15 protein-coding genes are annotated in these 13,440 nt (G+C 62.5%); 4 read left to right on the top strand and 11 right to left on the bottom strand.

The window, feature by feature from the left end; genetic code table 11:
• Position 1: 1 nt before the first annotated feature.
• The 3 genes from C0V76_RS12740 to C0V76_RS12730 are packed head-to-tail and all read right to left on the bottom strand — an operon-like array spanning position 2 to position 2,859.
• Positions 2–1,282: a TRAP transporter large permease gene (locus C0V76_RS12740; protein ID WP_101942842.1), complete on the bottom strand. Its 1,281-nt coding sequence runs from the start codon at positions 1,280–1,282 to the stop codon at positions 2–4.
• Complete coding sequence (locus C0V76_RS12735) at positions 1,282–1,827, bottom strand: TRAP transporter small permease (RefSeq protein WP_101942841.1); 546 nt, start codon at positions 1,825–1,827, stop codon at positions 1,282–1,284. Before C0V76_RS12735 ends, C0V76_RS12740 begins: the two co-directional genes overlap by 1 nt.
• A gap of 30 nt (positions 1,828–1,857) precedes the next feature.
• Positions 1,858–2,859, bottom strand: a complete 1,002-nt coding sequence (locus tag C0V76_RS12730; RefSeq protein WP_101942840.1) for a TRAP transporter substrate-binding protein — start codon at positions 2,857–2,859, stop codon at positions 1,858–1,860.
• Positions 2,860–3,205: 346 nt separating this feature from the next.
• Here C0V76_RS12730 and C0V76_RS12725 point away from each other — a divergent pair, with 346 nt between their 5' ends.
• The 3 genes from C0V76_RS12725 (at position 3,206) to C0V76_RS12715 (ending at position 5,745) form a co-directional block, all read left to right on the top strand.
• Positions 3,206–3,922 carry a GntR family transcriptional regulator gene (locus C0V76_RS12725; protein WP_256376416.1) on the top strand — a complete coding sequence of 239 codons (717 nt, stop codon included), beginning with the start codon at positions 3,206–3,208 and terminating at the stop codon, positions 3,920–3,922.
• A gap of 174 nt (positions 3,923–4,096) precedes the next feature.
• Complete coding sequence (locus tag C0V76_RS12720; RefSeq protein ID WP_101942837.1) at positions 4,097–4,843, top strand: aspartate/glutamate racemase family protein; 747 nt, start codon at positions 4,097–4,099, stop codon at positions 4,841–4,843.
• The gene (locus tag C0V76_RS12715; protein WP_216821733.1) at positions 4,840–5,745 is read left to right on the top strand and encodes a polysaccharide deacetylase family protein; all 906 of its coding nucleotides are present in this window, start codon (positions 4,840–4,842) and stop codon (positions 5,743–5,745) included. Before C0V76_RS12720 ends, C0V76_RS12715 begins: the two co-directional genes overlap by 4 nt.
• A 42-nt stretch (positions 5,746–5,787) precedes the next feature.
• On the opposite strand, the gene C0V76_RS12710 is transcribed toward C0V76_RS12715, so the two are convergent.
• The 6 genes from C0V76_RS12710 to C0V76_RS12685 form a co-directional block, all read right to left on the bottom strand.
• Entirely contained in the window at positions 5,788–6,198 is a 411-nt protein-coding gene (locus tag C0V76_RS12710; RefSeq protein WP_101942834.1) for a DUF3830 family protein, read from the bottom strand.
• 22 nt (positions 6,199–6,220) lie between these two features.
• Positions 6,221–6,997, bottom strand: a complete 777-nt coding sequence (locus C0V76_RS12705) for a fumarylacetoacetate hydrolase family protein (protein WP_158239242.1) — start codon at positions 6,995–6,997, stop codon at positions 6,221–6,223.
• Between the two features lie 4 nt (positions 6,998–7,001).
• Positions 7,002–8,435, bottom strand: a complete 1,434-nt coding sequence (hydA, locus tag C0V76_RS12700; RefSeq protein WP_101942831.1) for a dihydropyrimidinase — start codon at positions 8,433–8,435, stop codon at positions 7,002–7,004.
• Complete coding sequence (locus C0V76_RS12695) at positions 8,435–9,166, bottom strand: aspartate/glutamate racemase family protein (RefSeq protein WP_101942829.1); 732 nt, start codon at positions 9,164–9,166, stop codon at positions 8,435–8,437. Before C0V76_RS12695 ends, hydA begins: the two co-directional genes overlap by 1 nt.
• A 139-nt stretch (positions 9,167–9,305) precedes the next feature.
• A complete protein-coding gene (locus C0V76_RS12690; RefSeq protein WP_101942828.1) occupies positions 9,306–9,992 on the bottom strand; it encodes a GntR family transcriptional regulator in 687 nt (228 codons plus the stop codon).
• Between the two features lie 115 nt (positions 9,993–10,107).
• The gene (locus tag C0V76_RS12685; protein WP_158239241.1) at positions 10,108–11,328 is read right to left on the bottom strand and encodes an MFS transporter; all 1,221 of its coding nucleotides are present in this window, start codon (positions 11,326–11,328) and stop codon (positions 10,108–10,110) included.
• A gap of 40 nt (positions 11,329–11,368) precedes the next feature.
• Here C0V76_RS12685 and C0V76_RS12680 point away from each other — a divergent pair, with 40 nt between their 5' ends.
• Positions 11,369–11,713, top strand: coding sequence for a hydroxyisourate hydrolase (locus tag C0V76_RS12680; RefSeq protein WP_101943185.1), 345 nt, complete (start codon positions 11,369–11,371; stop codon positions 11,711–11,713).
• Positions 11,714–11,769: 56 nt separating this feature from the next.
• Here the strand turns inward: C0V76_RS12680 and C0V76_RS12675 are convergent, their stop codons facing one another.
• Complete coding sequence (locus C0V76_RS12675; protein ID WP_101942826.1) at positions 11,770–12,585, bottom strand: ABC transporter permease; 816 nt, start codon at positions 12,583–12,585, stop codon at positions 11,770–11,772.
• Positions 12,582–13,436, bottom strand: coding sequence for an ABC transporter permease (locus C0V76_RS12670; protein ID WP_254048238.1), 855 nt, complete (start codon positions 13,434–13,436; stop codon positions 12,582–12,584). Before C0V76_RS12670 ends, C0V76_RS12675 begins: the two co-directional genes overlap by 4 nt.
• Positions 13,437–13,440: the final 4 nt, after the last annotated feature.

The raw sequence follows: 13,440 nt of genomic DNA, 5'->3' as shown, positions 1-13,440 counted from the left end.
CTCAGTACCCCAGCGCACGCGGCAGCGTGAGCACAAGTTGTGGGACGAACATGCACACCAGCAGCAAGGCGTACATGAAGGCGATGAAGGGCCACACATGCTTGGCCAGTTCGCCGAGCTTCAGGCCACTGACGCCGCAGATGACGAACAGCACCACACCCACCGGCGGCGTGAGCATGCCGATGACGAGGTTGAAGACGAACAGGAAACCGAAGTGCAGCGGGTCGATGCCGAACTTGATGGCAATGGGGTGCAGCAGCGGCACGAGCATGATGTAGGCCGCGTTCGACTCCAGAAACATGCCCACAACCAGCAGCACGACGGCGACCAGGATCAGGTACATCGTCGGGTCTGCGGTGAGTGACTGGATCAGCGCCAGCAGCTTGTGCGGCAGCATGTCGATGGTGAGCATGTAGGTCACCACCGAGGCGAAGGCGATCATCGCGCCCACCACAGACGATGTGATGGCGGTGCGGATCAGGGCTTCGGGCAGATCGCTGATTTTGAGTTTCTTCGTGATTAAGAAGCCGATGGCCAGCGCATACACCACAGCAATCGCTGAGCCCTCGGTGGCGGTGAACGCGCCGCCGACGATGCCGCCGATGACCACCACGGGCATCATGAAGATGATGATCGAGCGCTTGAGCTCGCGCAGCACCGCCGCGAGCGCGAACGGCTCGCCGGTGAGCGGAAACTGGCGCTTGTGGGCGATGATCGAACAGATCGCCAGCATGCCGACAACGAGGATCAGCCCCGGCACGATGCCGGCCATGAACAGGCCGCCGACTGATACCGAAGGCCCGGCCATGAAGGCATAGACGATCATCGCGCCCGAGGGCGGAATGATGGGCCCGAGGTTGGCTGCTGCCGCGCAGATGGCGGCCGAGAAGCCCGTGCCGTAGTGTTTTTTCAGCGAGGGCAACATCGTGGAACCCAGCGCGCTGGCATCGGCCACGGCGGCACCCGACACGGTGGATAGCCCCATGCCGGCCAGCACGGTGACGTGGCCCAGGCCGCCGCGCAGGCGACCGACGATGGTGTTCGCCAGATCGATCAGCCGTTCCATCATGCCGGCCTTGAGCATCAGCTCGCCGGCGAGGATGAAGAAGGGGATGGTCATCAGCGGGAAGGCGTTGACCGCACTCATCATGCGCGAGGGCAAGAGGTTGAAATCCACATCGCTGGCGATCAGGCCGCCGATCGCCGCCAGGCCCAGCGACAAGGCCAGGGGCATGCCAAATAGTGCGGCGCCGAAGAAGACGAGGATGATCAGTAGGCTCATCAGGAAAGCTCCGCTTGCAGTTCGGGATCCACATGGTGCGCACCGGTGATGGCTTGCCAGATTAGGTGCAGTGCGCCATGCACACCGCACACGCCCAGCGGCACGATGAACCAGGCGGCGCTGGCGGGCATCGAGGCCATCAGCTCATCCCACTGGTCCCAGGCCATCACGGCCGACTCTTTGGCCACCAGCAGCAGCATGGCCGCACCGAGCAGCGCCACAAGCCGCGCGGTCGCGCTGCGCAGATGGGCTGGGAAGCGCGCCACCAGCATCTCGATGCCGATGTGCGCGCCGCCCTTCAGCCCTAGCGGGATCGCCGTGAAGATGGACCACACGAAGCACAGCCGCGCCAGCTCGTCAGCCCAGTCCAGCGAGCTGTTGAAGAGGTAGCGCAGCACCACCTGGATCGACACGATGGTCACCATGACGACAATCTGTGCCACCAGCGCCCAGCCCACCGCCACATCCAGTGTCGCGATGAGCAGGGCTAGTGGGCGCAGCGGCCCGCTGGCGCGCATGGGAGTGAAACGGGTAGTGCCGTTCATGATGATGTCCTCGTGCGATGCGTCAGCAGATCAGTTGCTGGCCTTCTTTACTTCGGCCAGCACCTGGTCGACAAAGGCTGCACCGAGGCGCTTCTTCACGTCATCCACGACGCCAGCTGTGGCCTTCACCATCGCAGCGCGTTCGCTGGCGGGCATTTCAGAGTAGATCATCCCCTTCTTCTGCAGTTCGACCAGCGCATCGGAGTCAGCCTTCACTGCCACGCTGCGCTGCCACTTGATGGCGTTGCTCATGGCCGTGCGCAGGATCTTCTGGTGCTCGGGCGAGAGCGACTCCATCTTCTTCTTGTTGGCGATGACCGAGATAAAGTCAAAGAAGTGGCCGGTGTTGGAAACGTACTTCTGCACTTCGTAGAAGCGGCTGGCGAGAATCAGCGCGAAGGGGTTGTCCTGTCCATCGATGACCTTCTGCTCCAGTGCCGAGTAGACCTCCTTGATGTCCATCGGCAGCGGGTTGGCACCCAGTGCCCGGAAGGTGGCAAGGTGGGTCTCGATCGGCTGCATGCGGATCTTCAGGCCCTTGAGGTCGGCCATGGTCTTGATCGGCTTCTGGCTGTTGGTGACCTGGCGCAAACCCAGTTCCATGAAGCCCAATGAGGTGAAGCCTTTGTCGGCCATCTTGGCTTCAATGAGGTCGACGGCCGGGCCATCCATCACCTTGTAGGCCACTTCGCGGCTGGGGAACATGAAGGGCAGGCTCACCGCTTCGAGTTCCGGCACCGTGCGCGACAGGAAGGCCATGCCCACCCAGCACATATCGATGGTGCCCGAGCGCGTCTGCGTCACATTCTCTTGCGCGCCGCCTAGTTGCTGGTTGTCGAATACATCGACGATCAGTGTGCCCTTGCTGGCTGTGTCCACCTCTTTCTTGAACATTTGCATGGCCATTGACGATGAGTGGTCCGGCGCAAAATTGCCGGCAATGCGCAGCTTGGTCTGTGCGCTCGCGAGCCCGCTGAAACAGGATAGGGCGAGGGCAATCACGAGCGCGCGTCGGATGAGCTTGGGTTGCATGGCGATACTCCTTCGGAAGGTTGTTTCAATTCTGTTTTTGCAGATTGTATGCAATACACTAAGTTCGCTGTATTCAACGTGTCAAGCAATAAATGCTATGATAATCAACATGTTGTGTGCAGAAACCGTGCATTTAATTGGTGCGTTACGCCCAGTTGTGGTGCGGAATACTTGTCGTGACGGTGTTGTTTATGTACGCAATTTTGGTGCGTTGTTACAGAATGCATGGCCGGCTTTGGTGCAGGCTGCTCGTAAAACCGCGCTGACGTTGAGAGACGGGGATGCAATAAAGTGGCGCATGCCGAGCGAGGCGCAGAGAGCGTTCGCCGAATGAGGAGAAGAAAACGTGGCACAAGACGGTGCATCGCCCCGGAAACCCCGGGCCAAAAAAAATGAACGCCCCCTGAGTTCCGATGAAATTCATCAGCGGATTCTTGCGGCGATCATGGAGCACAAGCTGCCGCCGGGTACCCAGCTCGTCGAAGAGCGCCTGGCGCGCATCTTCAATGTGAGCCGTACCAAGGTGCGTGAGGCTATCGGCCGCCTGGTGCACGACCAGATCGCCACCAATATTCCCAATCGTGGCGCCTTCGTCAGCAGCCCCACAGCGCAGGAGGCGCGCGACGTGTTCTTTGCGCGCCGCTTGATCGAGACAACGCTGGTGCGCTCGGTCGCTCTGACGGCCACGGCAAAACAGATTCAGCAACTACGCAAACATCTTGAGCGCGAGACGGCTGCGCGGATGGGGAGTAACCCACTGGCCATCATTCCGCTCTCGGGCGAGTTCCATATCTTGCTCGCCGAGATATCGGGCAACAGCTTTCTGGTGCGCACCCTGCGCGAGCTTGAATCACTTACCGCACTGATCATCATCCTGTACGACGCGCCCGACGAACATCATTGCCCCTACGATGACCACCCAAAACTGGTGGACGCCATCGAAGCCCGCAACGCCGATCTTGCTGCCGAACTGATGCAGCACCACCTCGAACACGTCGAGCACTCGCTCAAGCTTGAACCGCCCGAGAGTGGTGAGGTGGATCTCGAGCGAGTGTTTGCGTGATGAGCCATTACTCACATCCGCTCACCGCGCCCTGTGGGAGCGGGCCATGCCCGCGACCGGTTGCCAACAACGTGTCACGCTGATTATTGGACGAATCGTTTCGCGGGCATGGCCCGCTCCTGCATCCGGCGTCTGTGCGGATGAGCTAAGCGACAGAGAACCGAAAGCCTTCCCATGCGCATCCTCCTGATCAACGCCAACACCTCCGACTTCGTCACCCAGAAAGTCGCCAGCGCTGCGCGCGAAGTGGTCTCGCCCGGAACCGAAGTCGTCGCCGTTACGGGTGAGTTCGGCGCGAATGTGATCGCTACGCGCACCGAGCTGGCCATCGCCAATCACGCCTGCCTTGATCTTCTCGCCAAGCATGCCGAAGGCTGCGACGCCGCCGTCATCGCCGTTTCCTACGACGTTGCCCTGTGGGCCGCGCGCGAGATGCTCGACATCCCCGTCATCGGCATCACCGAAGCTGCGCTGCTCACCGCCTGCCAGCTCGGTACGCGCATCGGTGTCGTGATGTTCGGCCCGCGCGTGCTGCCGGTGTATCAGGAACTCGCCGCGTCCTACGGCTTCGCCTCGCGCATCGCCGGCTGGCGTGGTGTCGATACCAGTGCGCCGTATGCCGCTGGCAATCAGGACGAAGCCGACCGCCTTGCCATAGCCGCCGCCAATTCACTCGTCGAGCAAGAGGGCTGCGAGGTTGTCGTGCTCGCCGGTGCTGTGATGGCCGGCGTGCCACAGCGCCTGCAGGCGCAGGTGCCTGTGCCCGTGATTGAAGGCGTCAGCTGCGCCATGCTGCAGGCCGAATCGCTGGTTCGCCTGAATCCCATCAAGCCCCGCGTCGGCAGCCTCGCCGCGCTGCCCGCGCGCGCGCAGGTTGGCCTCAGCGATGCACTCGCTGCCCGTTTCAAGGACGCCCCATGAAATTTACCCAAGCACCCATGCCCCTGCCGCTGCGCCAGCACGGCCGCTACGACTACAGTCCGATCACCGAGCGGCCCGACTTCAGCTGGCCCGGCGGCAAGCGTCTCGCCGTATTCCTCGCGCTCAACCTGGAGCACTACGCCTTCAACGAAGGCATTGCCGAAGACCTTGTGCCCGGCATCCCCGCACCAGATGTGCTCAACAACTCCTGGCGCGACTATGGCAATCGGGTAGGCGCTTGGCGCCTGCTCGATCTGTTCCGCGAGCTCGACCTGCCGGTGACGCTGCTCATCAACTCCGCGCTCTACGATGCCTGCCCGCCGCTCATCGCAGCCTTCCGCGAGGCCGGTGCCGAAGTTGCCGCGCATGGCCGCACCAACTCCGAACATCAGGCCGGCTTTGACGAAGCCACCGAGCGCTCCCTCATCTGCGACGTGCGCGACAGCATCGCCGCCCACGAAGGCACACCGCCTGCTGGCTGGCTCAGCCCCTGGATTGCCGAGACGGCAGTGACCCCCGACTTGCTGCACGAAGCGGGCTACCAGTACCTCATGGACTGGTGCATGGATGACCAACCTGTGTGGCTCAACACGCGCGGCGGCCGCATCCTGTCGATGCCTTACCCGCAGGAGATCAACGACAGCGCCGCCATCATCGGCCGCCAGATCGGCGCCGAAGAATTCGCCGACATGATCGTCGACCAGTTCGACGAGATGTTGCTGCAGTCCGCCGAGCAGCCGCTTGTCATGAGCGTGGCGCTGCACTCGATGATCATCGGCCAGCCTTTCCGAATGCGCCATCTGCGCCGTGCGCTGGCGCATATCGCGGCGCAGCGGGAGCGTTGCTGGCTGGCGCGAGCAAAAGATATCGCCAGTCACTTCGCGACTCAGCAGGGGGGTTGAATAGCCCTGTCCGTACAGGCGCAAGCCGGGCGTGTGGTGAGCTCAGTCGGCTGATTCAAACACCAGGTCTTGCGCGCCTTGCCACAGGCATTTTTCGCCCAGTGCGCGAAGGTTTTCGCGGCCTTCGGTGATGCTCAGGAAATGGTTGCCGGCGAGCTGGCCGAGTTTGCTGGAGAAGCAACAGGCGCCATAGGCGAGGATGATTTCGGTCTCGCTGTAGCCGCCGGGGTAGAACAGGATGTCGCCCGGTGCAGGATGGCTGCTGGCGTTTTCGAAGCCGACGCCCAGATCAAAGTCACCCATGGGAATCCAGCAGCCTTCGCCACTCCAGCGTACATGGATGAGTTTCTGCGTATAGGGCAGCAGCTTTTCAAAGGCGGCGACGGTGAGCGGCGCGGCAGGGTTGGCTTCGGCGATGAAGTTGAAGCCGCCGGCTGTGATGCGGATTTTCATGGGCGGATTATCTGGTGTGGGCTCACAGGCTGAAGGCGATGCTGGCGCGACCCAGTGTCTCCCCCTTGGCATCGGTGAAGTGTGAGTCGAAACTGTGCGGTGCGGGTGCAAAGTGCATGCCGTTCCAGGTGCCGGTGGTCACGATGTCACCCGCTTGAACGCCGCCCCAGTCCAGCGCACCGGAGCTGGCCCACCAGGGCAGCAGGGTGAAAGGGTCGATGTGTGGGTGGCCACCCGTGCGCTCGGCGACGAGTTGCCCATCAATAAAGCTGTGCGCGCTCAGCGTGCTCCAGTCGAGCCTTCGCCAGTTTTGGATGGAATCACCCAGCACGAAGCTGCCGTGCAGCATGCTGTCACCAAGGCAGGCAATCGGCCCGGCGGCAGCATAGTCAGCCAGAGCGGTGTCCACGATCTCGATGGCGACATGAGCCGTGTCGATGGCGTCCAGCACCTCGTCATACGCATAGGGTGTGGCGCGGGGGGGGAGCGCTTTGCCAAAGCGCACGGCAATCTCGGTCTCGATGCCGAAGCAGCGAAAGCGCGCTTGCGGCGTACTGGCGCCAGTGAAAAGGATTTCCGGCATTGCGGCGCGCACAGGGGTGGGCTGATCTGAACTGCCGCCAATCTTCCATGCCTGCGGCCTGACGCTAGCCTTCTGCGCCTGCCATACCGCAGCTTGCACTGCATAGGCTTCGCTGCGAGTGAGCACTTGTAGCGCGGCAAAATCGCCCGGGGCAAGCGGCTGTTTGCGCTGGCGTGCGGCGATCAGGCGTTCGGCAAGGGTCTGGATCTGAGTCATGTTTTCAGGCGTTGCTGCGTACTCTGGGCTTGGCCGGTGCAGGCAGATCACAGGGCAGGAACTGACCGTGCCCCTGTGCCCCGAGAAAGCTGCCGGCATCGGCGACTACTTTACCGCGGGACAGCGTGGTGCGCGGCCAGGCCTGCACGCACTGGCCCTCGTAGGGCGTGTAATCGACGGCGTGGTGCAGGTCGGCATTGCGGATGATGCGCTCCAGCCCGGTATCCCAGATCACGAGGTCGGCGTCAGCGCCAATGGCAATCGAGCCTTTGCGCGGGTAAAGGCCGTACATCTTGGCGACATTGGTGGAAGTCAGCGCGACGAACTCGCAGATATCCAGACGCCCGCTCAGCACGCCGGCCGAGAACAGCAGTGCCAGGCGTGTCTCCAGCCCCGGTATGCCATTCGGAATCTGGTTGAAGGCGGCATCCTGACCGGCGACGAACTTGCCTTGCTGATCATCGAAGCGGAAGGGCGCGTGGTCAGACGAGAACACGGCAAATACGCCTGATTGCAAGCCATCCCAGATTACTTGCTGGTTGGCCGCGTCGCGTGGCGGCGGGCTGCAGATGCACTTTGCGCCGTGGTGATCGTGCTCGCCGAGCCCCAGGTCGTCCGCCGTAAGGAAGAGGTATTGCGGACAGGTTTCGGCATACACCTTGAGGCCTTGCGCCTGTGCCCACTGGATTTGCTCGACCGCTTCGCGGCCTGAGACATGCACGATCAGGATCGGCACGTCGACCAGCTCGGCCAGCGCGATGGCGCGGTGTGTGGCCTCGCGCTCGACGAGCATCGGGCGTGAGGCCGCATGGTAGGTCGGCGCAGTCTTGCCGGCGGCCAGCAGGCGCTCGGTGAGCCAAGCGATGCAGTCGCTGTTTTCGGCATGCAGCATGACCATGGCGCCTTCGTCGCGGGCGACCGAGAGTACCTCGAGGATCTGGCGGTCGTTGAGCTTGAGGTCGTCGTAGGTCATGTAGATCTTGAACGAGGTATAGCCTTCGCGGATTAGAGCGGGCAACTCTTCCGTCAGGATCTGCGGCGTGGGGTCGGAGACGATCAGGTGGAAGCTGTAGTCGATGCAGGCTTTGTCGCCGGCGCGCTGGTGATAGTCCTCCACTGCGGCACGCAGGCTCTGGCCCTTCATCTGGCAGGCGAAGGGGATCACCGTGGTGGTGCCGCCGCAGGCCGCCGAGCGTGTACCGGAGAGGAAGTCGTCGGCCATGACCGAGCCATCGTTCATTGGCTGATCGAGGTGGCAGTGCCCGTCCACGCCACCGGGCAGCACATAGCGTCCGGCCGCGTCGATCTCTTCGTGGCCGGGGGCCAGGTGCTGGCCTAGTGCGGCGATGCGACCGTCCTTGATGCCGATGTCAGCATCGAATACATCCGCAGCCGTGACGCAGCGTGCGTTGCGGATCACCAGATCGAAATCAGCCATCACTGAACCTCGGTGAACAGACGGCCCCAGCCCGTGATCTGCGTGGTGTCATAGCCCTGCATGCGCAGCATCTTCCACACCACGGTGCTGACCGTGTCGTAGATGGCGATGCCGTGCGCGGTCTCCCAGGCCTGAGCCAGATGGGCCGCTTTGAGGTTGGTGCAGAAGGTGGTGATGGCCTCTGGCTTGGCGGCGGCCACCGCGGCCACCATCTCGCTCAGCTGGGTCTCGCTGACTTCGGAAAAATCGAAGTTCACGCAGATGCCCAGGTGGCGTTCGGCGATGCACTGCATGCCTTCGCTGGCGAAGTTGCTGAGGATCTTGGCCTGCACATCGTCGAGGTATGGAGTGACCAGGCCCAGCGTCGTGCGGCCGGTCTTCTCCATGATTTCCTTGAGCGCCAGCGTGGAGGTAGTGGCGGGGATGCCTGTGGCATCTTCGATACGGCGACACAGGATGCGATCTGCTTCAAGCCCCAGCCAGCCCGATGAGGTGCCGCTCCAGCCGATGCACTGCACCTTGGCATCGGCGAGCAGGCGTGCGGCGGCGAGGATTTTTTCGTCGTCGAACTGGCCCAGCGCCAGCGGTTTCAGCGAGATCTCGGTGACCGGGAAGCGCGCGAAGTGCGCGGACACGCCGGGCGCAGCGGCGCAGAGCGCGCTGGTCAGCGGTTCCAGCGAGGTGTTTGAGGATGGGGTCAGAATGCCCAGCAGGGTGCGTGGCGTGCTCATGGACGGGTCTCTTTCCGAGCCACAAGTGCGGGCTCTTGAATGTTCAAAAAATTGTGAACAATTCTAGCAAGAGACGGGCCAGAAAAAGTGCGTGATCCGCTTCATTCTGGCCACGGCAGCGCTGGCTGGGCGAAACCGCTCAGGCGAACATCTTTTCCCAGTCGATATCGACTTTCTCGTCGACCGAGAGCTTGAGTTCGTTTTCCACATGTTGCAGGTGGTGCAGCATGAGCGAGACGGCGGTGGCTTCGTCCTTGAGCTCGATGGCCTCGACGATACGGATATGCTCATCCTCGGGGCAGGCAGGGGTTTGCGGCGAGTCGTAGAGCGCGATGATGAGGCAGGTTAGCGGGCATAACTCGTCCATCAGTTTGCTGATGTAAGGGTTGCCACTGAGCTTGGCGAGCAGCATGTGAAATTCGCCAGAAAGCTTGATGAGCGCACGCCGGTCGTTGGCCAGACGCGCCTCTGATTCCTTGGCGATATGGGCGCGCAGTCGGCGCAGTTCGGCTTTGCCGGCGCGGTCGATGACCTTGCGCACCACTTCCGGCTCGAGCAGGCGGCGGGTGGCGAAAAGCTCTCGCGCATCTTGCACCGAGGGGCTGGCAACGAAGGCCCCGCGATTCGGGTAGAGCGTGACCAGGCCTTCCTTGGCGAGCACGGTGAGGGCGTGGCGAACCTTGGTGCGGCTGACCTTGAAGGCTTCAGCCAGACGCTCTTCGGCGAGCTTCACGCCGGGGGGCAGGCGATGCTCCATCACGGCGTTGGTGATGCGCTCGGCGATCACGGCGATGTCCGATTTTTCAGACTTGGCGATGGTGTTCATGGGCAGGCGGGAGCAGGCTTGAGATTGAAGATTTGCGCGGATTGTACGCGTCGCGTACGTGGGGCACATAAAGTCATGGAATGATTGTTCACAATCGTGCGCCGTGCTGGTGCGATTATGGTGTTTTTGCACCACTCTGTGCCGGCCTGCCCAGCAGTACCGCGAGGCCGCTGAGGCCGCAGGCGACCGCTAGTGCAAGATAGGTGCTGCGCATGCCGATGCTGCCCAGAGTGAATAGCAGCGGGGCAGTCACCAGACCGGCATAGCTGACGGTCATCGTGGCGCCTGTCCACGCAGCGGTGCGGCTCGGGCCCGCCCGGCGCGACAGCTCGGCCAGCAGCAAGCCATTCCAGCCCGAGGCGAGAAAGCCGACGACGAACATCAGCAGATACAAGAGCGCACTGGCCTGCCCGGCCGGCATCAGCGCAAGGGTGATGACGCTGAGCGCGATGCCGGGGCCGATCCAGCCCAGCGCACGCGCGGTACTGGTGGCGCGGCGCGCCCAGGTACCGAGCAGGATCCGCGCGAGCAGCCCGGCTCCCTGGGCAGTGGCAAGCAGGGTGCCGGCGATGGCGGGGGTGAGTTCCAGAACGCGCACCAGATAAGAGAAGGCAAAACCATTGATGGCGATCTGAATGGCTGCATAACTGGCCGAGAGGGCAAGCAAGGCGGGCATGCCGGGGCTGCGGCATTGCGCGGCCAGTGTCGGCAGCAAGGCGTGGCTGAAATTGCCCGCGCTGTTGGCGTCGGACAAGGGGATCTGATCAATTTTGAGTTGCGATATCAGGGCGGCCATAAGCACGAGGCAGAGCAACGCCAGCAGCCCGAAAGCGGCCGCCCGGTTGTATTCCATCAGCATTGGCAGGCACAGCGAGGCGGCGATGGCCCCCCACTGGTTGCCGGTCTGGCGCAATGCGATCACCCCGTTGCGCTGTGCGGGCGTGGTGACGCGTACCAGACTGGCCGAACTGGCCGCGGTTTCAGGGCCGAAGGCCAGCCCCAGCAGGATCGCAGCAGGCCATACCGTGATGCTCAGCGGCAAACTCAGCAGCAGGCTGGCCAGCAGTACGCAGCCTACGCAGACGATCGTGACCTGTACGCCACCCCAGCGCTGACATAGTCTGCCGGCTTGCGAGGCGCCACAGGCGCCGAGGCCGAAGATAAGTACGTTGAGCCAGCCGAGTTGTGTGACCGGCAGGCCGATCAAGGGAGCGGCAATGCCCAGACCGAAGATGCCGGCCGCGATCACGGCTTGTACAGCCGTCATGCTGGCGAGGGCAGGCCACAGCAGGGCACGCTCCTTGCGAGTGGAGTTTCCGGGGCGCGTCTCAGGCATGCGACTGCACTCGACAATCAATCTGATGAGGGGACTGGATATGGCTGGTGGAATCTCGATGCATGGTGTGGATGTGGCGCGCGGCATTCCTGCGCGTGGCATGCAGGTGGAATTGTGGATGCTGGCGCCGGAGAATCGCCTGCTCGGCAGCGGCACGCTGAGTGATATCGGCGTGTGGGAAGACCCGGTGACGCGCACCGACGCCATTGTGGCGGGCACCTACGAGGCGCGCTTTAATGCCGGTGCCTATTTCGAAGCGAGCGGCAGCGTGCCGGGCATTCTCGACGTCGTACCCTTCCGCTTCGTGATTCGTGATCCGTCGCAGCACTATCATCTGCCTTTGAAAATGACGCCTTGGGGCTATTCCTTGTTTCGCGGGGCCTGAGGGCTGTGCCCCTTCTTTCGCTTGCGGGAGAGGGGCTAAGGGAGAGAGTGCGCGCCTCAGCGCATGCGCTTCGTGATGCCGGTCAGTTTCTCCATCACGATCATCAGGATCAGGGTGGAGAAGATCATCACGCCCGAGAGTGCGGCGATGGTCACGTCGAGTTTGCCTTCCAGGTCTTGCCACATGCGGATCGGCAGCATGTCGGTGCGGGCGTCGCGCAGGAAGAGCGAGACCGGCACGTTGTCAAAGCTGGACATGAAGGCGATGAAGGCGCCTGCCGCGATGCCCGGCGCAATCAGCGGCAGGGTCACTCGGCGGAACGAGTACCAGCGATCAGCGCCCAGACTGGCTGAACTCTCCAGCAAGGTGGCCGGAAGTTGTGCCAGCGCCGCGACCGTGGTGCGCATGACGTAGGGGATGCACACAACGGTGTGGCCGATCACCAGCGTGGTGACCGAGGCGCTCATGCCGAGCTGACTGAAGAAGATCAGCGCCGCCAGACCGAAGGCCAGTGCCGGCAGGATCAGGGGCGACATGAAAAATGAATCCAGCACGCGGGCCATCAGCTTTTCTGAACGTGCGATGCCCAGTGAGGCAGAGACCCCCAGCACGACGGAGAGAAATGTTGTGAGGCTGGCAATCTTGATGCTGTTCCAGGCTGCGAAGTGCAGTTGCCAGGCTTCGAACAGGGCTTCGTACCAGCGCAGCGAGTAGCCCGGGGGCGGGAACTTGAGCGAGAAGCCGCTGGTGAAAGAGACGATCAGTACGACCAGCGTCGGCGCCATCAGCAGGATGACGGAGAGCAGCGCGAGGCTCCACAGGGTGAAGCGCAGGCTGAGGTCGGAGATGCTGTTGCGATGGCCGAGTGTCATGTTGTCGCGTAGCCTTTCGAGAGTCGGCCGAGGTAGTTGAAGATGCTTACGCAGCCCATCACGGCGATCAGGAAGATCAGCGAAATGGTGGCGGCATAGGGCCAGTTTTGCAGTGTCGAGGCCTGCTGGTAGATGTACATCGGCATGAACAGCATCTGCCCGCCGCCGATCAGCGATTGCGAGATGAAGGCCGTGATCGACGCCGCGAAGGTCAGCAGGCAGCCGGCGATGATGCCGGGCAGGGTCAGTGGCAGCGTGACTTTTATGAAGGTGCGCCAGGCGCTCGCGCCGAGGATGGATGACGCGTCTTCAAGGTTGGGTTCGAGGCGCTGCAGCGTGGTGATCAGCGGCAGCACCATCAGCGGCAGCTGCACATTGGCGAGCGCGACGACGAGACCGGGCCGCGTGTAGATAAGCTTGAGAGGCGTCTCGATCCATTCCCACTGCAGCAGCACCGAGTTGATGATGCCCTGGCGGCCGAGGATCACGATCCACGCAAAGGTGCGCACCACCACGCTGGTCAGCAGCGGCAGCACGATGATCATCATCAGCACGGACTGCATCGTGGAATTGCTGCGCACAAAGGCCCAGGCGAGCGCGTAACCCAGCACCAGACATAGCAGAGTGACCTGCAGGCCCAGCCACAACGTGTCCGCAAGGATCGGCAGCGCAAAACCTTCGGTGAAGAACTTGGTGTATTGGGCGATGCCGAATTCGGTGAGCGAGGTGTCGTTGTGCAGGCTGATGAAGAGCAGCAGCATCAGCGGCGTGAGGAAGAAAACAACGAAGAACGCCGCCAGAGGCATGGCGAAGCGCAGGCCGTAAACGGTGACCGGATTGAAAGTGCGCACGGGC

Origin of the sequence: Uliginosibacterium sp. TH139 (genome assembly GCF_002855595.1) — a bacterium.
GTDB classification, from domain to species: Bacteria; Pseudomonadota; Gammaproteobacteria; order Burkholderiales; family Rhodocyclaceae; genus Uliginosibacterium; species Uliginosibacterium aquaticum.
Note: the sequence above shows the minus strand (reverse complement) of the source record. Positions and strands in the feature narration are given on the sequence as shown.